The following is a 19,792-nucleotide window of genomic DNA, read 5'->3' as shown; positions in this document are numbered from 1 at the left end:
ATTAGTATTACAATGTCGAATGCCGATCGCCCCAGAAAATATGATGCTGTTCTCGGTTCTCAACACAATATTCCCCGAGGATCGTTGGTTTTAGGGGGACTAGCAGGAATCAAACAACGTTTTTCTAGTCCTGTTGTTGCCTCAAGAATTGAAGCACTGCGCGAGGCAATTAAATATGGTAACAAAGGGCTAGAATTTGTGGTTAAGGGACTACAAGACGACTCGGAACAAGTTCAACATATTGCATATATTTTATTGAAAAATTGTCAAGAATATCAAGAAAAATCCGAAATTAATCGGGCTTTGCGTGGTTATCTTCCTTATCGATTATTTACTTGTGTGAAAACCATTAAAACAGGCAATAAACTAACTTTAAATTCTACAGGTACTGCGATCGCCTACCAAAAAGGCAAAAATATTCGCGTCATGAATCTCGATCGCGAGGAAACCCTCTATACTATTTCTAAATCTGCGATGCGAGAAATGTATGCCCTCTGTCCCGATGCGGATATCCTAGTGCGAGTTAAAAATAGCATTCATAGCAATAGTCCCGAGATCGAAATTTGGGATAGAGGGGAACTCAAACACAGTCTTTACGGCCATCCATTAGATATTACGGCCATTGCGATCGCCCCAGATGGTAAAATCTTGGCGACGGGATGCGAAGATGGCAGCATTCGACTTTGGCAAATTGCAACGGGTAAATTAATCGGTAACTTTAGTACCCATTTGATTTTTGGTTCTCACAATCGTCCCATCTCTCACCTTGTTTTTAATGCCGACGGAAATACTTTAATTAGTACCGCTCAAGATGCAACCATCAAGCTCTGGGATTTGCGAACCCGCGATCGCCCTTATACCTTAAAACTCTTCTCCTCTTATGCCCTTCTCAGTCCTGTGGGCTTGATTCTGGCCGCGATCGCCTGGCAAGGGAAAATTCGATTATGGGACCTCAATCTCGAAAAAAAGACCAACCACACACTATGTACCTTTGACGATGGCACTTACTCAACCTCGGTACTCACCTTTAGTCCTTACGGTCGCATTCTCATTAGTGGAGCGAGAGATGGTAAAATCTCATTTTGGGATGTTTATGGGAGAAGTCAATTTCATGAACTTTCCGGGCATGAAAGCGCGATCGATTCTCTCGTTCTCAATTCCAGTGGCGATCGCTTAATCTCCACCGATAGAAGCAAAGTCGTCAAAATTTGGGACGTAGGGGTTTGGTCTCCAAACCCTCTTCAAACCCATAGTTGAAATTACATTTCCCGGCCATTTTTCCCATAAGCCTCCCATGCTAAATCAGCCAACCCATTTAAAATAGCTACAGCCACCGTTGCGCTACCCTTGCGCCCGCTAATGCGAATATTAGGGATCATGGTATCTTGAAGACGTTCCTTGACCACATCAGTATCGACAAATCCAGACGGAGTTGCGATCGCCAAAGCCGGTTTAATCTCTTCTGCTTCAATTAATTCTACCAAAGCCGTCAGCGCCGTTTGTGCCTGACCGATAATAAAAATTGCTTCGGGATAGCGTTTGGCGAGGGTTTGAATACCTCGAGCCAATTGCGATTTACTTTTGTGAGGGCGAGTAATCGTTTCCATGCTGCAATACACTGGATTCGCAAAAGTCTGCTGAATAGCAGGGGAAATCCCCACTTGAATCATAGGTACATCAACAATAATCGTTGTCCGTGCTGCAAGGGCGGCCACTCCTGATTGTAGCGCCCCCTCAGAAAATCCAATTAAAGACTTATACTCAAAATCAGCCGTCTCATGAATGACCCGTCGGAGAATTTCATATTCTGCGGGAGCAAAATGATGTTCTCCGATCTCGCGATCGACGATCGCCAAACTCTGAGCGTCTGTAGGATGCCATTCCATAAGCAATTCAAAATTTAATAGGGGGTTTGGATAAGTTGGGGAAACCTTATCATCCAAACTCAAAATAGGGATTCTTGGCGATCGGCTATTGATTCGCCCAGTCCCAATCGGCTGACTCATTCAGTTTATCCTTGACTGGGGAAAATAAGGAACTCTCTCAATTTATTCTCGAACCCAAACAATCTATGAATGAACCCAGAAATGCGATCGCCGCAGTCATCGTCACGGCTATTATCTTCTTTGCGAATGCGGCGATCGCGCAAACCTATCGCGGTGGCGATTTTACTATTACCTTGGGAGACAACAATCCTGAAACAGGCAGAACTTATAGAGGCTGCGACTCTCAGGGAAACTGTATTTCGCTGCAATATGGAACATCGTGGCGCAATGGCCACAAGCGCGGTATTACTTGGGAGAATGGCGATTATCTCTATGTGGTTTCTTGGCAAGATAACGATCGCCATTCTTCTCTGTATTTAACCGTTTTTCATGGCCAAAAAGAAATCCTGCGCGAACGACTGTATGAGAATTTTTTAAAATGATTGCGTATCGAAAAAAACGACAAGGGACGTTGAATTCAACGTCCCTAGGTGATTTTAACCCGCGATCGCACTTTGGGGATGAAGGCGATCTTTTTGCTGCATCGACGCACAAAGGCGATTCAATGCCGTAATATAGGCGCGAGCCGAGGCCACAATAATGTCAGTATTGGCAGCATGACCCGAGTAGGTGTGTCCCTCATAGCGCAGGCGAATGGTAACTTCTCCCATTGCGTCAATGCCCTCAGTGACGGATTTAACTGAATATTCAATTAATTCATTGGGAATATTCACGACCCGGTTAATGGCTTTATAGACAGCATCTACGGGACCCGTACCGATCGCCGCATCGCTCAATTCTTGTCCGTCGGGAGTCAGCAAGGCGATCGTTGCAGTCGGTTTGGCGCGATCGCCGCAGGAAACCTGTACGAATTCGAGGCGATATAACTCTGGGACCTTCTGGATCTCATCATTGACGATCGCCTCAATGTCCAAGTCGCTAATGCTTTTCTTTTTATCTGCAACATCTTTAAAGCGTAAAAAGGCTTTATTCAGTTCCGTTTCCGAGAGATCGAAACCCAAGGTTTCTAGGCGATCGCGGAAAGCATGACGACCGGAATGTTTGCCCAAAACGATCAGATTTTGACTCAAACCAATGGACTCTGCATCCATGATCTCATAAGTGAGCTTGTGCTTGAGTACCCCATCTTGGTGAATGCCGGACTCATGGGCAAAAGCATTGGCACCAACGATCGCCTTATTAGGTTGTATAGACATCCCCGTAAGATTGGACACCAAACGAGAAGTTTTGGCAATTTGGGTGGTATCAATATTGGTGAGAGAAGCCGTAGACTCCGCCGGTCGCCCGAGGAAGGGGTTAAAATATTGACGACGGACGTATAAAGCCATCACCAATTCTTCCAGAGCGGCATTTCCTGCTCGTTCGCCGATACCATTAATGGTACATTCAAGCTGTCGCGCCCCATTTTTCACCGCTTCGAGGAAATTCGCCACCGCTAAACCCAAATCATTATGACCGTGGACGGAAATAATTGCCCTGTCAATATTGGGGACATTTTCCTTAATGCCGCGAATGAGTGCGCCAAATTCCCCAGGAGTAGTGTAACCGACGGTATCGGGAATATTAACAGTAGTCGCACCCGCCGCGATCGCCTTCTCCAAAACCTGATACATAAATTCCGGATCGCTGCGAGCGGCATCTTCAGGGGAAAATTCTACATCATCCACAAAAGATTTCGCATAGGCCACCATTTCTGGAACAATTTCTAACACCTCTTGACGGGTCTTTTTGAGCTTGTATTGCAAATGAATATCAGAGGTGGCAATAAAAGTGTGAATGCGAGGTTTAGCGGCAGGTTTGAGGGCTTCTGCTGCCCTAGCAATATCGTCCTTTCTGGCTCGGGCAAGACCGCATATCGTCGGACCCGCTTCAGTGCCTACGGTGTCGGCAATTTTCTGCACTGCTTCAAAGTCACCATTACTGGCACGAGGAAATCCTGCTTCGATAATATCTACACCCAGTCTTGCCAGCGATCGCGCGATGGTCAGCTTTTCTTCCACATTAAGGGTCGCGCCAGGAGACTGTTCGCCGTCTCGGAGGGTAGTATCGAAAATCAGGATGCGGTCTTGTTCGTTGCTCATGGTGTTGTTCTACATAAAAGCTGGTATTACAGTCTTAGATTTCTCTACGATAAAACATATTTTGCGGTTTTTGTCTCTCTCGGTGGGGTAAACCCAGACGAAACAGACTTCTTCTCTCAATTATTGAGTTTTTCAGAATCTCAATTATTGAGTTTTTCAGAAAAAAATGGAGAAAATGCTTGCTTTTTTTTACGATGACATATAGAATACCGCATCCGAAAAATAAACGAGGTATTCTGATGAAAGTTTCTACCCCCTCTGGCTTGTCTGGCGGCGATCGCGTGAAAACCTTGGTTAATACTCTCTCATTCCAAGAAAAAAAACAGCTCGTGAGCGAGTTGCTTAGTACAAAAGAATTGGAGGAAACTTGGGATGAAGTCTTTGATAGTCAAATCGAGAACTATTTGGAAGCTGAGGAAAATTTAGGTGATATTTTTGCGACTCTTGCCGATCGCATTAGTCATAATGTTCTCGCCATTCCTCAAGTCGCATCCCCTTTGGCATAAATCTTGTTGGCCATCGTTTTCGTGAGTATTCGCAAAAAAATCGAGCGAAGTCTTGCCTTTTTAAACAATGACATATAGAATACTACGTCCCCACTAAGAGTAAGAGAGGTGTTTGGTTATGATTTCTACCGGTGGTACATTATTGAAAACTTCCCAAGAAGGCGATCGCGTCAAAACCCTTGTTGAGGATCTCTCTCTACAAGAAAAAAAGCAGCTTGTCAACGAACTGCTGGTAACAAAAGAATTAAAAGAAATTTGGGATGAGGTCTTTAATAGCCAAATCGAGAATTACCTGGAAACTGAAGGTAAACTCTACGATATTTTTGCGACTCTTGCCGATCGCTTTGGTACTTTAGCGGCCTCAGAAGAAATGCCTTTTTACGATTAGCGATTAATCTGATTAGTCTGTTTTCGTTTTGTTGAAAGTCTTGGTTTTCAAGGTCTTAGCGATGTAAATGGTTTTTCCTGCACTCATTGTCTCCATTTGCTTACATAAGACCTTGAAACGAGGACTATTTTGTTTGAGATAGCGAATATGACATTTTTGCAACTCCATAAAACGAGAAAGATCATCTTCTTTTAAATCACCTTTTAATAACTGTTCTTTTTGTTTTTGGGATTTTAGTTCGCCAAAATCCAATGCTAAACTTAATTCCATCCAGTCTACTGCGTCTAAAGTAAAATATATTGCATCAGCAGTAGAGCGATCGATGTGAAGTTGGATGGGAGAACATCCTTGTCCCCGAGGTCTTCGTCTGGCTGGACGACCCAGAAATGCCATGACTCGCCTCAGAAACTTAGGAATAAAGAAAGAGTTATTGTGAGCTATCAACCATTTTCGGTCATAGCGCAAGATTCCTTCTTCTTTCAAACGCGATAATTGTCGCTTGACCTGTCTTGGGCTACGTCCGAGATTATGCGCGATCTCCGCAGTGCTGGCTTTAGGATTGTCGTCGAGATATTCTAGAAGTCGAAGGCGTGTTTTCTTACCTTGGTCATGACTTTTCCAATGTTCGGGAGAAAATTCCATTGCACGCATTTATCTTTTCCCTAATGATAAAAGATTATGATAAAAGATGGCTAGGAAAATTCTCAGAAAACTCACAACCTAAATATTAAGATTACTAACCTCATTGATTGTCAGGATTTTTAGGGACTTTAAAGGAATAACTCTAAATACATATTATTATCAATAAAATAACTTTTACATATAGATTTTGCCCAGGTTTAAGTTTAGGAAAAATGTTGGGAGTCGTTTGCCAGGCGATCGCGCTTTGGGATTCGTTGCCATGTCTGGTGGTTCTCGTTACAATATCAATGCTGTCAATGCTCAAATTTTTGAGAAGGTCAAGTTACAGCTATAATTGTTTCGACTTTTGCTTCCATAGCTCAATTGGATAGAGCAACCGCCTTCTAAGCGGTAGGTTACAGGTTCGAGCCCTGTTGGAAGCGTTACTCTTTGACGATCGCGGTTTTGTGGCGCAAATATAGGGCGATCGCGCTACCCGTAACGGCGATAAAACTGAGAATATGAACGATATTAAAGGGCGTACCGGCAAAAAACCAAGAATCCGTGCGGAGGAATTCGATAAAAAAGCGCCCCAAGGGATACCAAATTAAGTAAAGTAAACCCATATCTCCAGGTTGGAGTTGTTTGGCGAAACGGCGGGAAATCCAGAATAAAAGGGCAAAACCGAGGAAATTCCAGAGAGATTCGTATAAAAAGAGGGGATGAAAGCGATCGCTTTGGGGATATTGTCCCAGATCGTTATAGGGGGGGATGCGATGTTGCGGATCGATTCTCAGCCCCCAAGGAAGGGTTGTCGGGGGTCCGTATAATTCTTGATTGATGAAATTACCCCAGCGTCCGATCGCCTGTGCTAGGGGAAGTCCGAGGGCGATCGCGTCGAGAAAAATTAAGGGGGGTAATTTTCGCAGCCTAGTGAAGATTAATAGGGCGATCGTCCCTGCAATAAAGCCGCCAAAAATGTGTATTCCACCGCTCCAAATTTGCAGTATTTTGCCTGGATTGGCTAAATAATAACCAATACCAGACCCATCTCGAGGAGACTGTACGAACACATAGTACAATCTTGCTCCTAGAAATCCAGGAATAATAATCCACAGCAACATATCCCAGAGGTCTTCTGGGTCCTGTCCTCGTCGTTCGACTTCTCGACTGGCCAGCCAACCACAGATGAGAACAGCACTCATCATTAATATGCCATACCAGCGCAAAGTTAAAGGACCGAGGTGAAAGAGAATGGGATCGACAGGTGGGTACATTGTTTTGGGGAATAGGTAATGGGTAATAGGTACAATTTTATTGCCGATCGCGCCGATTTTTTTCTAAAAGTTGCGGAAAATTGCTCAAATCTTCAATTGTTTTCGGGGCGGGATAAATTTCTCCAGGTTTTGCCATTACTCGGTCGAGATAAACTTGAAAAGCCTCTTCATTATCGCGATGTTCTAATAGATAAGTGCGTAATTCCTGTCGGCTCATATTTTCAAATGTTGACTTCATTATTTCCCCTAGTTTAATACAATTGAGACGATCGGGTTATTCTAAATAACCCAAATCCTTGAGACGTTGATAAACTTGGGGATCGTCGAAATTGTCGGGGCGATCGCAGACTGCAACCGGATTTTTTTGTTGGTAAAAATCCTCGAAATAATCTTGTAGCATTTCCGTTTGTTCCGGCATGATATCTCGTAAGTCTAGAGTTTCCGTGGGATCGCTGACAATGTTGTAGAGTTCGCAACTATCGAGAAAATCGCCTTCACCCCCTTTTGCTAATAACTTGTATTCTTGACTCCAAACCGCAAGAGAAGCGCGATCGCATTGCATTTCTCGCACTAATTCCGGTTGTCGCTGCATCAATAAGTTAAGCACGTTTTGCGGTGGGATCGCCATGGCAAAAACAGGTTGAGTTTCTCCGGTTAAAGCGAGGGTAAGAGGCATTTCTGCTTCTGTAGCGCAACCTGCGGAGGTGAGAATACTGTGGAATAATTGCCGAGTCGAAACCACTTCCTCGCGGATGGTGCTGCGGGGAAAGGCATTGCTGGCATCTCTGACAATTAAAGGCACTCGCGCCAACTCGTTATAAATCGCATTAGTGTGACCCAATAAGCGCTTTTCTCCCAAATGTTCTCCGTGATCCGCACAAATGATCAGTAGGGCATTATCGAGAACGCCGCGATCGCGCAACTGTTCCACAAAACGCCCTACTTGTTCGTCCTGTGCCGCCACTTCTGCATCATACATCCCATCTAGGGTTTCCTTATGGCGGGCATTGAGGGGATCGGCAAGGGGAGCCAGCCAGCCGTACACATCGCTGTTAAACTGGCGCAGATAGCCTTGTGCTTCCTTGTCCTTGAGAACGTGAGGGGCAAAACGTTCTACGAATCTGCGCGGGGGATGATAGGGCATATGAGTTTCCATCAGGTTGATAAAAGTGAAGATGGGTTGCCCTTCAGTTTGTTGGCGATCGATGAGGAGTTTTGCCGCATCCTCTAAGGATTTCGCCGTATTGCCTTTAAAACTCAACGCTGTTTGCCAAAGCGGAACCATGAGGGGATTAAAGGAGAGGGAAAGTAAGGCATCGCTACGGGCAAACGCATCTTGAACTTTACCAAAAGTTCCCGCTAAGACTCGCTTAAACCAAGATCGATAGCGATCGATTAAGTTCGCGGGAATTCCCGCTTGGTTGGGGCGATCGGTGAGGAGTCCGCTATAGTTTAAAAAGCTATAAAAGCCCCGTCGCAAGCCATTATTAATCACCCCAACGAGGGGATTATTACAAAAAGCGGCGGTGTAATAGCCTCCTTCTCGCAACCGTTCTGCTAGGGTGGGGAGGGTACTAGGCAGAACGGAATAAGACTGCACCATCTGATGAATATCGGGATAAACCCCGGTAAACATGGACGCATGGGAGGGAATTGTCCACTGTGCCGCAGCGACGGCATTGCGAAAGAGGGTAGACTCTGTAGCGAGGCGATCTAAATTGGGGGAAGTTTCTTTCTCATAGCCGTAACAGGATAGGCGATCGGCTCTTTGGGTGTCGAGGACGAGGAGTATGATATCGAGGGGTTGCTTTGACATTCAGGTGTTTGGCGATCGGGTTATTTTATACTGGCTATCTTGACTGAAAAATGCCTGAATGTGCAACTTTAAATTACTTTCAGAGGAATTTATTCCCTATAATCTAAAAGCAAAGATCGGGTAGTCGAGACATGAAAAAAGTCGGTGTAATCGGAGGAGGACAACTCGCAGGGATGATGGCAAAAGAGGCCAAAACCCGCGATATAGAACTGATTGTACAAACTCCCAACCCTGACGATCCTGCTGCGAGAATCACCGCAAATCCTGTTTTAAGCGCGATCGCCGACGCAAATGCAACTCAAAAACTGGCAGATTACTGCGATGTCATCACCTTTGAAAACGAATTTGTCAATCTAGAAGCCCTCAAAGTCCTCGCAGAAAAAGGCATTTGCTTTCGCCCCAGTTTAGCGTCTTTAGAGCCTTTATTAGACAAAGCCGAGCAACGCCGATATTTGCAAAAAATGGGTTTACCCGTCCCTCGTTTTCAAGTCCTCGAAAAAGATGCCAAAATAAACTCAGAATATGGTTTAAAATATGGTTTTCCCGTTGTTCTCAAAGCAAGGAGACACGGCTATGATGGACGCGGCACTTTTATCCTCGCTAACCAAAACGCTCTAGAATCCCTCTGGAATCGCCTAGAACGCCCCTCAATGCTGATTGAGGAGTTTATCCCTTTTGTCAGCGAACTCGCGGTAATGGCAGCGAGAGGGGTTAATGGAGAGGTTGTGGTTTATCCCGTGGTCGAAACCGAACAAGAAAATCAAGTTTGTCGTCGTGTTTTTGCCCCTGCTTCTGTTTCTGTGGAGATTAACGCAGAGATACAGCGCATTGCAACTATAATTCTCGATCGCCTACAAGTGGTCGGGATATTCGGGATCGAACTCTTTCTCACTCAAGAAAATCAAGTATTAGTCAATGAAATCGCCCCTCGTACTCATAATTCCGGTCATTTTACCTTAGATGCCTGCGATATTTCTCAATTTGCCATGCAACTCGAAGCGGTGACGGGAATGCCGTTACATCCCCCGAAAATGCTCTGTAATGGTGCAGTAATGGTTAATTTATTGGGCTTTGAAAATTCTCAATCCGATTATCAAAATAAGCGAGAACAATTAGCCCATATTCCTCATGCTTTCGTGCATTGGTACGGAAAAACCGAGTCTCGCATCGGTCGTAAATTGGGTCACGTTACCGTTTTATTAAAGGAAAAAAATAAAGAGGAAGGAAAGGCGATCGCGCAAAAAATTGAGTCTATCTGGTATGAGTAGCAGGTGCATCTCAGTTTTGCAAAAACATCCAATCCCGAACAGAATCTTTCTTCTATTTTACCGTAGAATGGGCATCCTGACCGTGGGTAATTTGGTGTAATTCTCGAATAAGCAGGATGCTTGTTCCACATACGATCAATTCTCATCTTGCGGTAATCCCGTCAAATGTCTGAGGATAATATCGAGTTTGTTATTCACTTCCTCAAATCTGGCATTCACTTCCTCAAATCTTTCATCGATATCTTCCTCCAAATGTTCAAAGGCTTCTCCGATCCAACCCTTCGGATCGACAACATTATCAAGTTCCTTTTGTCCATATTCCAGTTTAGTGACTCGTCGTTTTAATTCGGCAATATCTCGAAAAAGATCGTTCATTCGTTTGTCAGACATTGTACGCTTCTCCTAATGATTCAATTTGAGGGGGTTTGCTCAATATAACCTTCTCTTATCATATATTAACTCAACTTGCTAGTTATTGATTCGATCCCCCCCAGCCCCCCTTGATAAGGGGGGAGAATCCCAAAGTCCCCCTTTTTAAGGGGGATTTAGGGGGATCGAAACGTACTCCAAAATGGTAAAATTTTGACGTTTATTATCGGAAAAAATTATGGGAGAAAGTGGGCTAGATTGGGAATTACTGACCGTAACAGGTTATATTGCCTTTGCACTGTTTATTACTTGGCAAGTTTTTACCCGTTCCAAGTGAAATTGTTGGCGATCGCCAATTTACCCTCGCGATCGTTCATAATTTAGTTCATAATTTAGTTCATAATGTAACCTTGTTGCGATCGCAATAACAACAAAATCCCATGTCGCCATCGGCAGCTACTCATTGCATTAATCCCGACTGTTCTGCACCTTATCCACAACCGGGACATCATAAATTCTGTCAGCGATGTGGAACAGCCTTGCACCTCCAGCAACGCTATATTCCCCTGCAAAAATTGGGGTCTGGAGGGTTTTCTGCTATTTATACCATTTGGGATTTAGAAACCCGTCAAGAAAAAGTTTTAAAAGTTTTAACAACTTCTAGCGAAAAAGCCGAACAATTGTTCGTTCAAGAAGCGATTGTTTTGCGAAGTTTACATCATCCAGGAGTTCCTAAAGTTGCCGATCGCCATAGTTCTTTCACTGTAAAAACCCCCGATCGCGAAATTCATTGTTTAGTGATGGAGAAAATTATCGGTAAAAATCTTGAGGAAATTCTCGCAGAACGCTACCCTCAAGGATGTCCAGAAGTTTTGGCCTGCGAGTGGTTATGGCAAGTCGCGACAATTCTTAATGTTTTGCATAAACGGAAAATCGTCCATCGCGATATCAAACCGTCTAATTTAATGTTGCGTACCGATCGCGGCACTTTTGGGGAAACACAACTGGTTTTAATCGATTTTGGTGGGGCAAAACCCATCGATCCTAATCCTAGTTCTACCAGGCTATTTTCTTCGGGCTATAGTCCTCCAGAACAAATGTCCGGTGGAGGGTCAGAACCTACGGCAGATATTTATGCTTTAGGACGTACTATTATTCATCTTCTCACGGGACGCTATCCCGTAGAGATGGAAGATATCGAAACAGGACAATTAAAATGGCGCAACTATGCTAAAGTCAATCCTCGTTTAGCCACATTACTCGATAATATGATCCATCCTACCGCCGATCGCCGCCTTCAGAGCGCTCGGGCGGTAAAGCGAGAATTAGCGACCCTGCGATCGCGACGCAATCCTTTCGCGAAACTGACACAAACTTGGCAAAAAATAAAACAGCGTTTCCTTCCTTTGGGTTTGGCGATCGCCAAAACTATCAGGAGAACTCAACGCATTAGCGCGATCGCCTATAGAAAAGTGAGTTTTGCGGGTCTGGAAACCCTGCGAGAAATGGTCTGGGGGGGAATGGGGGCAATTATAGGGATTTTGCTGGGTCAAAGTCTTATCACTTATACGATTTGGGGCGATGAATTTGCCGATGGTATGAACCATTTTATCGCTCAACTTGCCCTTGATGTTACGATTAAAGTTGAACCCAAAATGTTAGTGGTGGCGATCGCGGGACTGGGGACAGCTTGGGGACTCGCAGAACCAAAAAGTTACCGACAGCGCAGCCATCCTTTTTTCGCAGGAATTGGAGGGTTTTTGGGTTATGCGATCGCGTGGTTATTTTGGTTGGGTTTTCCTGATTCTTTGCAAGGGCAATTTTTAGGATTTTTAGGCATTAGTGTCGCACTCTTAACCTTGGGTCTAGGATTATCTGATTATGTCATTATTCATTTGATGACCAGCGTTTTCGGCACGGGAGTATTTTTTTTAGGGTTATTAGAATGGTGTAATGTTTCCCTACAAACTATTCCTGAAGTTTTGTCTTTTTCTTATTTCTTTTTAACTACAGGAGTTTTTGTTTTAATGGGCATGGCGATCGCCTTTTCTTTAAGTTTGAGTTATTTCATAGTTGTACCCATTTGTCAATGGTTAAAAAGAAAATAATTTTAGATCAAATCCTAATAATTAGGTCATAATTTCAGGGCAAGCATTGTACCCCTACCCTAGAAATCCAACTGTAGGGACGTTGCAGGCAACATCCCTACAGTTTTTTGATATCATAAAGACTCCATTTTTCTTCTTTTCCTCCCGTACCCATTCCCTATTATCAATTTTTAACATGGCATCTCCTTCAGTACAATTTGAGCAAGATTCTCCTTTCCCCTTGCTAGAAAGTGCATTGCTGAATCTGTTACAGCGCAAGCAAAGAACTTGGGGGTATTTTCAAGTTAAAGAACAAAATAACGATCATTATCTTTGTATTCCCAGTTTGCCTAGATTGAGAGTTTCTAAAAGTGAAAAAAATTACGGTTATCGTGCTTATTGGGTTAATAAAAAAGAACCGTCGATTACAGTTCAACGTAAAGAAAAAATGATGTTAGATATTAAAAAGAAACGGGAGAAAAAACAAAAAACTTACGAAATCTTGCAGTATTTTGATGAACGGGAAAATCTCCAACAACAAAGGGTGAACGGTATTCTTGCGAATCTCATTAAGGTGGAAATTGAAAATAATTTACCACCAGCAGGGGTGCATGAATTCCAGCCTATCGTAGTCATTCTCAGACGCGATCGCAGTCTCTAAATTATCCCCTTCGGCTCAAAAAAAAGGGTGTACCGAACTTGTTATACCAAATCCAGTTACCACAGACCCTAATTCACGCGATCGCCGGAAACCCTGTAGCGAAAACCTCCTGAATAAAGCCGATTTGGCATTATATCAAATCCGCATGAATATTATCATTAAAAATCTAGGGAGCGAGACGTTCCCACTACGATAATATTCAATAATTACAGTAGTGCGGGCATCTTGCCCGCTTGTTATACCCATTAACCGGATTTGACATCTCCCTAAATCCCCCTTAAAAAGGGGGAAAGCCAGAGGATTCTCCCCCTTATTGATCCCCCTCTTATCCCCCTTGAAAAGGGGGAGGATAGAGGATGCTTCGCTTTTCAACGATAGGGGCTGGGGGGGGATCGAATCAATAACTAGCAAGTTGAGTTAACTTAATAGTTATCTTCGTATTCCGGCATCTTGGTTTTTTCGGGAATATTGAGTTTTTTCGGCTTATAGTCATTAGGATGCACATCATCATCCCAAACATCTCGCTTAACATCATCATCGTACTTATATTCCCGTTCCGGTTCTACATAAGCACGTTGTTCGTAAGTCTCCCGAGGAGCATCATCCCAGTTGGACTCTTCTTCCTGGCGATCGTAGGTATCTTCTGGATATTCAGGGATCGGTATAGCCTTGGCTTGACGACGCGGTAGGGTTTTGGGTTGTGCTTCTTCCCATTCATCCTCATCCCATGCTGGTTCTGCCCGTTCTCGGCGTTTTGGGGGAGGATTTACGGGGATACCGGTGGGTAATTGATTGTCTGAACGAATCACCGGGGTTGAATAGATATCCTCTTCATCTCGTTCCCAGGGTGGACTGCCAATACCCAATCGCTCTAAAATACCCACAGAAACCTGAACGAGATGGTCTTCTGAGCCTTCAAAGACAATAATGCGATTGGGACCGCTACTGATGATATCTTCTACGGGTAGTTCGTAGGTACTGAGAATCTGTTCGGGAATTTGCGGCAAACCTAGGGAGGCGATAATAATCGAAACAAGTTGACCGTCTTCTAGGTTAAATTGGAAATCCCGCACTCTGCCAAGAAGTTCTCCAGATTCGGTAATGACCTCGCAATTCACTAACTTGCTGTAGGCTTCAACATCAACATCTTCAATTACGTCTTCATCGGGGACGAGGATAACATCTCCTGTTTTTTCTATCGTTGTCAAATACATATATTTGGGCATTCCCGTCACAGAGAGAATGTTATCTCGCAGTCCGAGTGCTACCACTTCTCGGCGATCGATGTCTACCAAAAGGGTCTTGACAACACCCACGAGTCTCGCGTTGTTGTTGGCGATTACTTTGGTATTGATAAAGTCAGAGCGAAGGCGAACAGTGTCAGTGGTCATCGTGTCCTGCATTTGGAGCATCTTTGATAAGAAAAATATAAAATTTTATGTCGCGGGTGCGATCGCTGTATTCTAATTCTCCGATAATAGCGTAATTTTGAAATTTTGATTCCCTCTACTTGAGTAGAATTTTCTCCAGCTCTTGTTCTGGCTCGGGGGGTGACGATTAAATTATCCTTTTTCTTGTCGATCCGCTAGGGGTTCAAAGTTACTGTCTTATCAGAAAAGTCTGGAATGGATGGCGATCGCCGGATTTTATTTCAAATTTACAGGTGCAGTCGGCTTCTGGAGGTTAAGGAAATAAATTGCTCATTAAGTTGTCTTTCCGATCTCGATCCGCTTCTGGTATTTGAGATTGTGCGATCGTGTTTCAGTCCCCAAAAGGGGATTCAGTGAGATGAAAGGAGCGAAAGAAGCGATCTTGCAAGAAGAATATGCGATGTTTCAGTCCCCAAAAGGGGATTCAGTGAGATGAAAGGATTCGGGAAACCTCAAAAAACTGAGAATGGCTTTTGTTTCAGTCCCCAAAAGGGGATTCAGTGAGATGAAAGTCCTATTCTTTCAGCATTACATGGTAAAGCATTGTTTCAGTCCCCAAAAGGGGATTCAGTGAGATGAAAGTTGGGAGGATGTTTGGGAAGATGCCCAAACCCGTGCCTTGTTTCAGTCCCCAAAAGGGGATTCAGTGAGATGAAAGTTGGGGTACACGAGGAAGATAACCCCCAAGAGAAGTTTCAGTCCCCAAAAGGGGATTCAGTGAGATGAAAGTATGTCCCCCAAAGAGGAGAGGACTTTTTGCGCTCGTTTCAGTCCCCAAAAGGGGATTCAGTGAGATGAAAGAGTTCCAAAAGGGCGATTAAATCCCGATAAGTCTTAGTTTCAGTCCCCAAAAGGGGATTCAGTGAGATGAAAGAAAACGCTCTTATCAACGACATCTTTAACGATGCCGAGTTTCAGTCCCCAAAAGGGGATTCAGTGAGATGAAAGATTTATCCCAGAGCCAGACAAATTAACAACAATTGTTTCAGTCCCCAAAAGGGGATTCAGTGAGATGAAAGTTCTCTAACAGGAGAAAGGATTTCGTGGGAACAACAGTTTCAGTCCCCAAAAGGGGATTCAGTGAGATGAAAGGAGTTATCGAAAAATGAGTCAGTTAATCGTCCACGTTTCAGTCCCCAAAAGGGGATTCAGTGAGATGAAAGCAGACGGGGGAAACGGGAACAATGCCGCCCGCTACTTGTTTCAGTCCCCAAAAGGGGATTCAGTGAGATGAAAGCATAAGAGAAACCATCAACAAACGAAGATCAACGCGTTTCAGTCCCCAAAAGGGGATTCAGTGAGATGAAAGCCGGTGTTTGCCGGAAATACACGAAATAGAGCGATGTTTCAGTCCCCAAAAGGGGATTCAGTGAGATGAAAGTTCAGTGTGAAAAAAATATTCATCAAATACATTAGTTTCAGTCCCCAAAAGGGGATTCAGTGAGATGAAAGTGAGTTTTCTGCCAGCATTTCTGCTTTCCTTTTCCTGTTTCAGTCCCCAAAAGGGGATTCAGTGAGATGAAAGCGCTGACTTCAGTGAAGAATATACCATCAATGACTTGTTTCAGTCCCCAAAAGGGGATTCAGTGAGATGAAAGTGGTTTTGCCCGTCTAAGCCAGTGTCAGAAGTCATCGGTTTCAGTCCCCAAAAGGGGATTCAGTGAGATGAAAGGACGATTAAGTTTTGTTTATCGCAACAAGGATCAATTGTTTCAGTCCCCAAAAGGGGATTCAGTGAGATGAAAGTGGATTTTTAGATACAGAGGGGCGCGGGGGCAAAAGTTTCAGTCCCCAAAAGGGGATTCAGTGAGATGAAAGACCGCCAGCCAAAACCCTTACGAGAAGGGGAATTCAGAGGCAGATTTGGCAGACCACGAAAAAATCGCCAAATTCCTGTCTAAACTTCCGTCTAAACCTCCCCTGCAAAATCTCAAAACTATTGAATTTTCAAGGTTCTGAGCCATTTGGCAAACCCCCTAGGGTTTTCGACCCCGCTTCGGTTTGCCAAAAAATCCACCATCATTATAGGATTAATGCTGGCATTTAGCAAGAGGGATTGCCAACAAAAAACTATCCCTTCAGCTTAATCAAAGAGAAGGGATAAGAGAAACTATTGAATTTTTAATAATTCAACATCAAAAATCAGCGTCGCATTGCCAGGAATGACCCCCCCGGCACCTCGTTCGCCATAACCCAAATCCGGCGGGATAATTAACTTGCGCCGTCCTCCTGGTTTCATCATTCCTACGCCTTCATCCCAACCTTTAATCACCTGGCCGACCCCGATTGTAAAGGAAAAAGGCTGATTGCGATCGCGGGAACTGTCGAATTTTGTGCCATCCTCTAGGGTTCCCGTATAGTGGACAACAACCGTTTTACCCTTCGAGGGAGAGTCGCCAACTCCTTCTTTAATGACCACATACTGGAGTCCGGACTCCGTGGTGATGATTTCTTCGTTCACGTTTTCCTTTGTTTGCGAGACATCAGAAGACTCCACAGTAGAATCTTCTGGTGTTAGTGTACCTGTTGCCACTGCCGTTGCAGGAGAATCCGTGGGATTTGCAGACCCCGAGGAGATGGCCTCATCGCCTTTACCCATTAATAAAGCGATCGCCAAAATCAAACCAAATGCGGCGATCGTACCGACACTAATTAAAATTGCTTTCATGCTTTTCTCTTGAATTTAACGCCATTGTTTATTTTCGAGGTCTCTGACTTGATGTTCCAAGCGATCGATCCGTCCCCGCAATTCGTCGATCTCCGACTGTCGGGGAACTCCGATATCTTGCAGGACGGTTTTTAATTGTTTCTGCATTCGGTCTTCTACAGTACCGCGATCGGTGTTGACTTTTTTGAGAACTTCATTGACGATAGTTTTGGCTTCATCGGGTTCAATTTTGCCCTCTTTGACCAAGCGATCGCCCATTTCCCCCAGTTTTTCGGCGACAAAGGTAGTCGTCCCCAAACCAATCGTTAATAGTTCTTGAATCAAGTTGCTGCTGTTGTCCATGTTGCTGTTTTTTCCTCCAACTTTTTTTATCTTAACGCTGACGGATTAGTACACCTATTATTAATCGTTCAATTGCTTCTCTGGGTTTATTTTTTCTAGTCGGTTGAGGCGATCGCGAAACTTCTGCAATTCTTGGCGATCTTCTTCGAGGCGATCGCCCAATTCCGGGGGAATATCCTCACTCAAACGCTTGATTTTCCGTTCTTGACTTTGGATCTGTTCTTCGAGGCGATCGAGTCGTTCAATGATCTCTGCTTGGGTTTCAATTGTTTTTTTGACTTCCTGTTGCGCGATCTTTTCTTCGAGTAGGAGACGATAAGCAAACCAAGTTGCAACCCCAACTGCAATCAAAGTCGCGACTAATAAACCACTGAGTAAAGTCTGCAAAGTGGTTTGCAGGCGATCGACTTTACGATAAACTTGTTCGACTTCTAGTTTTAAGTTTAAATGTTGTTCTTGGATCGTTGTCGGAGAAGTCCGATCGTCAATTTCGGGATTGGTTGGTGCAGGTTGATTATTCATAACATGAGTCATTGATAATTGTTCATTGCTAATTGATTAGATGGACATAGGAGAATCAATATAAATGATAGGATCGGGAGTTGTAAAGCTCAGATTATAAGTCGCTACTTTTCTGGCGATCGTATCATTCGCTAACTCCAAAAGGCGCTTGCGTAAACCGATGGAATTTTCTCCCGATCCGGTAATAAAAAAGATAATGCGCGCGCGAGTTCCCGAATTGCCCTCTGAGACATCAAACTGCACTTGCGTACTGGCTTTATCGAGTTCCCAAAAAATTTGGCTGGACTCTTCAATAATTTGTTTGACTAGGGCTTTTTCTCCTTCCTTAAGGGTTTTGACAAAATCCAAACATAACATGGCCATGATTTTTCCCCCTCGACTGATATTTTCAATATATAGACCTGCCATCATAGAATTAGGCACAATCATAACGGTATTGCGAGCAACAACACGGATTTTAGTAGAACGCAGTCCTATTGATTCTATCCGACCATAGATATCTCCCTTAACAGGATTGAAGGTGACGCGAATATATTCTCCCGGTACATAGGGGCGATCGAGATAAAGTTCTAGGGTGCCAAAAAGCCTTCCTAGGGCTTGTTGAGATGCAAAAGCAACTGCAACCCCACCAATGCCCAAACTGGTTCCGATCGCCACCAAATTTAAGCGCAAACCTTGGGCAAAAATAATAAAAGCAATGAGAACGATCGCAATGTAAATCAATGTTTCAAAGATGAGAACAACTTCGTTAATTTCCCCAAACCACCGCTTGACTAAATTAATAACAGATTGGCGAATGATTTGTCGAGCCGCATTAAAAGTAAACCAAACAATACTAATGGATAATGCTGAATAGATAAAAAAACCGAGAAAGGTATAGAGTTCGTCATAAATAATTAGCCAATATAAACTGAGAGCAATGCAAGCTAATGTCCCTGTAATAGCAACAGAATTCTGAAATGGTTTAATCAAGCGCTTGTAAATTTCTTGGGCATTAATATCGGTATAACGTTGGCTTATTTTCAACAAATACTGTAAAAATTTAGGCAGCGATCGCCCGACAATAGGGGATAGTATTGCACCAACAAGAAAGAGTCCCAATCTAATAGCAAGTTCGACAACATCTCGAAGGATTTCTGGATCGACGCGATCGAACTGAAAAATTTCTGGCATAATCAATTTTTATTTATTGTTTCAATCTTTAGCTTTGCCAATACTTGTAGTTTTTACATTTTCATCGGTTGAGAAATATCTACAATTTTCTCCTCAAATTTACAATCAATACCATAGTTATGTAATCTCTCCATAATATTACCTCGAGCAATTTCTAAAAGAGTTTTTCGTAACTCCATTGAACTATCTTCAGCCCCCAAAACAAAAAAGACTGCTTGGGCGCGAACTTGATTTTGCTGGGTACTGTTAACTAAATCTTCAAACATAACTTGAGTTAGTTGCGAATCAATACCAATAATTTCTTGGGTACTTTCTCGAATCAGTTGTCGAATTAATGCTTTTTCTTCATCAGACATCGTTCTAAAAAAAGTCATATATACCATTAAAACAAGTCGTCTAGCTTTGGTCAAATTTTCAATATTAGTCTGTGCTAAATTGCTATTAGGCACGATAACGAGAGTATTTTTTCCTGAAAGTCTAATCTTGGTCGATCGCCATCCTACCGCTTCAACTTGACCTAAAGTTCGGTCGGAAAGATAGATATAATCGCCGACAGAAAAAGGATTATCAAGATAAA

22 protein-coding genes, 1 tRNA gene and 1 CRISPR repeat array are annotated in these 19,792 nt (G+C 43.5%); of the genes, 10 read left to right on the top strand and 13 right to left on the bottom strand.

Annotated features, from left to right (window positions below; all coding sequences use genetic code 11):
• Nucleotides 1-12: 12 nt before the first annotated feature.
• Complete coding sequence (locus tag VB714_RS09160) at nucleotides 13-1,257, top strand: hypothetical protein (RefSeq protein WP_323223349.1); 1,245 nt, start codon at nucleotides 13-15, stop codon at nucleotides 1,255-1,257.
• A 2-nt stretch (nucleotides 1,258-1,259) separates the two neighbouring features.
• On the opposite strand, the gene VB714_RS09155 is transcribed toward VB714_RS09160, so the two are convergent.
• A complete protein-coding gene (locus tag VB714_RS09155; protein ID WP_416309640.1) occupies nucleotides 1,260-1,886 on the bottom strand; it encodes a precorrin-8X methylmutase in 627 nt (208 codons plus the stop codon).
• 131 nt (nucleotides 1,887-2,017) lie between these two features.
• Between VB714_RS09155 and VB714_RS09150 the strand changes: the two genes are divergently transcribed.
• The gene (locus tag VB714_RS09150; protein WP_323223346.1) at nucleotides 2,018-2,428 is read left to right on the top strand and encodes a hypothetical protein; all 411 of its coding nucleotides are present in this window, start codon (nucleotides 2,018-2,020) and stop codon (nucleotides 2,426-2,428) included.
• A gap of 54 nt (nucleotides 2,429-2,482) precedes the next feature.
• On the opposite strand, the gene VB714_RS09145 is transcribed toward VB714_RS09150, so the two are convergent.
• Complete coding sequence (locus VB714_RS09145; RefSeq protein ID WP_323223344.1) at nucleotides 2,483-4,087, bottom strand: 2-isopropylmalate synthase; 1,605 nt, start codon at nucleotides 4,085-4,087, stop codon at nucleotides 2,483-2,485.
• A gap of 239 nt (nucleotides 4,088-4,326) precedes the next feature.
• On the opposite strand from VB714_RS09145, the gene VB714_RS09140 reads away from it, so the two are divergent.
• Complete coding sequence (locus VB714_RS09140; protein WP_323223343.1) at nucleotides 4,327-4,593, top strand: hypothetical protein; 267 nt, start codon at nucleotides 4,327-4,329, stop codon at nucleotides 4,591-4,593.
• Between the two features lie 118 nt (nucleotides 4,594-4,711).
• Nucleotides 4,712-4,981 carry a hypothetical protein gene (locus tag VB714_RS09135; RefSeq protein WP_323223341.1) on the top strand — a complete coding sequence of 90 codons (270 nt, stop codon included), beginning with the start codon at nucleotides 4,712-4,714 and terminating at the stop codon, nucleotides 4,979-4,981.
• Nucleotides 4,982-4,993: 12 nt separating this feature from the next.
• On the opposite strand, the gene VB714_RS09130 is transcribed toward VB714_RS09135, so the two are convergent.
• Nucleotides 4,994-5,632 carry a winged helix-turn-helix domain-containing protein gene (locus VB714_RS09130; RefSeq protein WP_323223339.1) on the bottom strand — a complete coding sequence of 213 codons (639 nt, stop codon included), beginning with the start codon at nucleotides 5,630-5,632 and terminating at the stop codon, nucleotides 4,994-4,996.
• A 178-nt stretch (nucleotides 5,633-5,810) separates the two neighbouring features.
• Here VB714_RS09130 and VB714_RS09125 point away from each other — a divergent pair, with 178 nt between their 5' ends.
• Both VB714_RS09125 and VB714_RS09120 read left to right on the top strand, forming a co-directional pair.
• The gene (locus tag VB714_RS09125; RefSeq protein WP_323223338.1) at nucleotides 5,811-5,957 is read left to right on the top strand and encodes a hypothetical protein; all 147 of its coding nucleotides are present in this window, start codon (nucleotides 5,811-5,813) and stop codon (nucleotides 5,955-5,957) included.
• 14 nt (nucleotides 5,958-5,971) lie between these two features.
• Nucleotides 5,972-6,045, top strand: a tRNA-Arg gene (locus VB714_RS09120).
• On the opposite strand, the gene lgt is transcribed toward VB714_RS09120, so the two are convergent.
• Genes lgt through VB714_RS09105 form a run of 3 tightly spaced genes read right to left on the bottom strand, consistent with a single transcriptional unit; the run spans nucleotide 6,046 to nucleotide 8,695 of the window.
• Nucleotides 6,046-6,879 carry a prolipoprotein diacylglyceryl transferase gene (gene lgt, locus VB714_RS09115; protein WP_204106730.1) on the bottom strand — a complete coding sequence of 278 codons (834 nt, stop codon included), beginning with the start codon at nucleotides 6,877-6,879 and terminating at the stop codon, nucleotides 6,046-6,048.
• A gap of 37 nt (nucleotides 6,880-6,916) precedes the next feature.
• On the bottom strand, nucleotides 6,917-7,117 hold the full coding sequence (locus tag VB714_RS09110; protein ID WP_204106731.1) for a DUF6887 family protein: 201 nt from the start codon (nucleotides 7,115-7,117) through the stop codon (nucleotides 6,917-6,919).
• Nucleotides 7,118-7,153: 36 nt separating this feature from the next.
• Nucleotides 7,154-8,695 (bottom strand): sulfatase, encoded by a 1,542-nt coding sequence (locus VB714_RS09105; protein WP_323223334.1) that lies wholly within the window; start codon nucleotides 8,693-8,695, stop codon nucleotides 7,154-7,156.
• A 131-nt stretch (nucleotides 8,696-8,826) separates the two neighbouring features.
• On the opposite strand from VB714_RS09105, the gene VB714_RS09100 reads away from it, so the two are divergent.
• A complete protein-coding gene (locus VB714_RS09100) occupies nucleotides 8,827-9,963 on the top strand; it encodes a 5-(carboxyamino)imidazole ribonucleotide synthase (protein ID WP_323223332.1) in 1,137 nt (378 codons plus the stop codon).
• A 135-nt stretch (nucleotides 9,964-10,098) separates the two neighbouring features.
• Here the strand turns inward: VB714_RS09100 and VB714_RS09095 are convergent, their stop codons facing one another.
• Nucleotides 10,099-10,353, bottom strand: a complete 255-nt coding sequence (locus VB714_RS09095; RefSeq protein ID WP_323223330.1) for a hypothetical protein — start codon at nucleotides 10,351-10,353, stop codon at nucleotides 10,099-10,101.
• A gap of 272 nt (nucleotides 10,354-10,625) precedes the next feature.
• Here VB714_RS09095 and VB714_RS09090 point away from each other — a divergent pair, with 272 nt between their 5' ends.
• From VB714_RS09090 to VB714_RS09080, 3 genes are all read left to right on the top strand, one after another.
• A complete protein-coding gene (locus VB714_RS09090; protein ID WP_323223328.1) occupies nucleotides 10,626-10,760 on the top strand; it encodes a hypothetical protein in 135 nt (44 codons plus the stop codon).
• Nucleotides 10,761-10,772: 12 nt separating this feature from the next.
• Nucleotides 10,773-12,440, top strand: a complete 1,668-nt coding sequence (locus VB714_RS09085; RefSeq protein ID WP_323223326.1) for a protein kinase domain-containing protein — start codon at nucleotides 10,773-10,775, stop codon at nucleotides 12,438-12,440.
• Nucleotides 12,441-12,615: 175 nt separating this feature from the next.
• On the top strand, nucleotides 12,616-13,080 hold the full coding sequence (locus VB714_RS09080; RefSeq protein ID WP_323223324.1) for a hypothetical protein: 465 nt from the start codon (nucleotides 12,616-12,618) through the stop codon (nucleotides 13,078-13,080).
• Between the two features lie 422 nt (nucleotides 13,081-13,502).
• Here the strand turns inward: VB714_RS09080 and VB714_RS09075 are convergent, their stop codons facing one another.
• The 6 genes from VB714_RS09075 to VB714_RS09050 form a co-directional block, all read right to left on the bottom strand.
• Nucleotides 13,503-14,471: a PRC-barrel domain-containing protein gene (locus VB714_RS09075; RefSeq protein ID WP_323223322.1), complete on the bottom strand. Its 969-nt coding sequence runs from the start codon at nucleotides 14,469-14,471 to the stop codon at nucleotides 13,503-13,505.
• Between the two features lie 367 nt (nucleotides 14,472-14,838).
• Nucleotides 14,839-16,328: a CRISPR direct-repeat array (repeat unit 37 nt; unit sequence GTTTCAGTCCCCAAAAGGGGATTCAGTGAGATGAAAG).
• Nucleotides 16,329-16,620: 292 nt separating this feature from the next.
• Complete coding sequence (locus VB714_RS09070) at nucleotides 16,621-17,178, bottom strand: FKBP-type peptidyl-prolyl cis-trans isomerase (RefSeq protein WP_323223320.1); 558 nt, start codon at nucleotides 17,176-17,178, stop codon at nucleotides 16,621-16,623.
• Nucleotides 17,179-17,193: 15 nt separating this feature from the next.
• Nucleotides 17,194-17,520, bottom strand: coding sequence for a phasin family protein (locus VB714_RS09065; protein WP_323223318.1), 327 nt, complete (start codon nucleotides 17,518-17,520; stop codon nucleotides 17,194-17,196).
• A gap of 60 nt (nucleotides 17,521-17,580) precedes the next feature.
• The gene (locus VB714_RS09060; protein ID WP_323223316.1) at nucleotides 17,581-18,054 is read right to left on the bottom strand and encodes a hypothetical protein; all 474 of its coding nucleotides are present in this window, start codon (nucleotides 18,052-18,054) and stop codon (nucleotides 17,581-17,583) included.
• Between the two features lie 24 nt (nucleotides 18,055-18,078).
• On the bottom strand, nucleotides 18,079-19,215 hold the full coding sequence (locus VB714_RS09055) for a mechanosensitive ion channel family protein (protein ID WP_323223314.1): 1,137 nt from the start codon (nucleotides 19,213-19,215) through the stop codon (nucleotides 18,079-18,081).
• A gap of 53 nt (nucleotides 19,216-19,268) precedes the next feature.
• Nucleotides 19,269-19,792, bottom strand: a 524-nt coding sequence (locus VB714_RS09050; RefSeq protein ID WP_323223312.1) for a mechanosensitive ion channel domain-containing protein, incomplete at its 5' end; no start/stop codon positions are given.

Origin of the sequence: Spirulina sp. 06S082 (assembly GCF_034932145.1) — a bacterium.
Taxonomy (GTDB): Bacteria; Cyanobacteriota; Cyanobacteriia; order Cyanobacteriales; family Spirulinaceae; genus CCY15215.
This window is presented reverse-complemented; position numbering and strand designations above follow the sequence as displayed.

Excerpts from the sequence above, each read along its gene's own strand:
- VB714_RS09160 (WP_323223349.1), top strand. The coding sequence starts at position 13 with ATGTCGAATGCCGATCGCCCCAGAAAATATGATGCTGTTCTCGGTTCT.
- VB714_RS09155 (WP_416309640.1), bottom strand. The coding sequence starts at position 1,886 with ATGGAATGGCATCCTACAGACGCTCAGAGTTTGGCGATCGTCGATCGC.
- VB714_RS09145 (WP_323223344.1), bottom strand. The coding sequence starts at position 4,087 with ATGAGCAACGAACAAGACCGCATCCTGATTTTCGATACTACCCTCCGA.
- VB714_RS09140 (WP_323223343.1), top strand. The coding sequence starts at position 4,327 with ATGAAAGTTTCTACCCCCTCTGGCTTGTCTGGCGGCGATCGCGTGAAA.
- VB714_RS09135 (WP_323223341.1), top strand. The coding sequence starts at position 4,712 with ATGATTTCTACCGGTGGTACATTATTGAAAACTTCCCAAGAAGGCGAT.
- VB714_RS09130 (WP_323223339.1), bottom strand. The coding sequence starts at position 5,632 with ATGCGTGCAATGGAATTTTCTCCCGAACATTGGAAAAGTCATGACCAA.
- lgt (WP_204106730.1), bottom strand. The coding sequence starts at position 6,879 with ATGTACCCACCTGTCGATCCCATTCTCTTTCACCTCGGTCCTTTAACT.
- VB714_RS09110 (WP_204106731.1), bottom strand. The coding sequence starts at position 7,117 with ATGAAGTCAACATTTGAAAATATGAGCCGACAGGAATTACGCACTTAT.
- VB714_RS09105 (WP_323223334.1), bottom strand. The coding sequence starts at position 8,695 with ATGTCAAAGCAACCCCTCGATATCATACTCCTCGTCCTCGACACCCAA.
- VB714_RS09100 (WP_323223332.1), top strand. The coding sequence starts at position 8,827 with ATGAAAAAAGTCGGTGTAATCGGAGGAGGACAACTCGCAGGGATGATG.
- VB714_RS09095 (WP_323223330.1), bottom strand. The coding sequence starts at position 10,353 with ATGTCTGACAAACGAATGAACGATCTTTTTCGAGATATTGCCGAATTA.
- VB714_RS09085 (WP_323223326.1), top strand. The coding sequence starts at position 10,773 with ATGTCGCCATCGGCAGCTACTCATTGCATTAATCCCGACTGTTCTGCA.
- VB714_RS09080 (WP_323223324.1), top strand. The coding sequence starts at position 12,616 with ATGGCATCTCCTTCAGTACAATTTGAGCAAGATTCTCCTTTCCCCTTG.
- VB714_RS09075 (WP_323223322.1), bottom strand. The coding sequence starts at position 14,471 with ATGACCACTGACACTGTTCGCCTTCGCTCTGACTTTATCAATACCAAA.
- VB714_RS09070 (WP_323223320.1), bottom strand. The coding sequence starts at position 17,178 with ATGAAAGCAATTTTAATTAGTGTCGGTACGATCGCCGCATTTGGTTTG.
- VB714_RS09065 (WP_323223318.1), bottom strand. The coding sequence starts at position 17,520 with ATGGACAACAGCAGCAACTTGATTCAAGAACTATTAACGATTGGTTTG.
- VB714_RS09060 (WP_323223316.1), bottom strand. The coding sequence starts at position 18,054 with ATGACTCATGTTATGAATAATCAACCTGCACCAACCAATCCCGAAATT.
- VB714_RS09055 (WP_323223314.1), bottom strand. The coding sequence starts at position 19,215 with ATGCCAGAAATTTTTCAGTTCGATCGCGTCGATCCAGAAATCCTTCGA.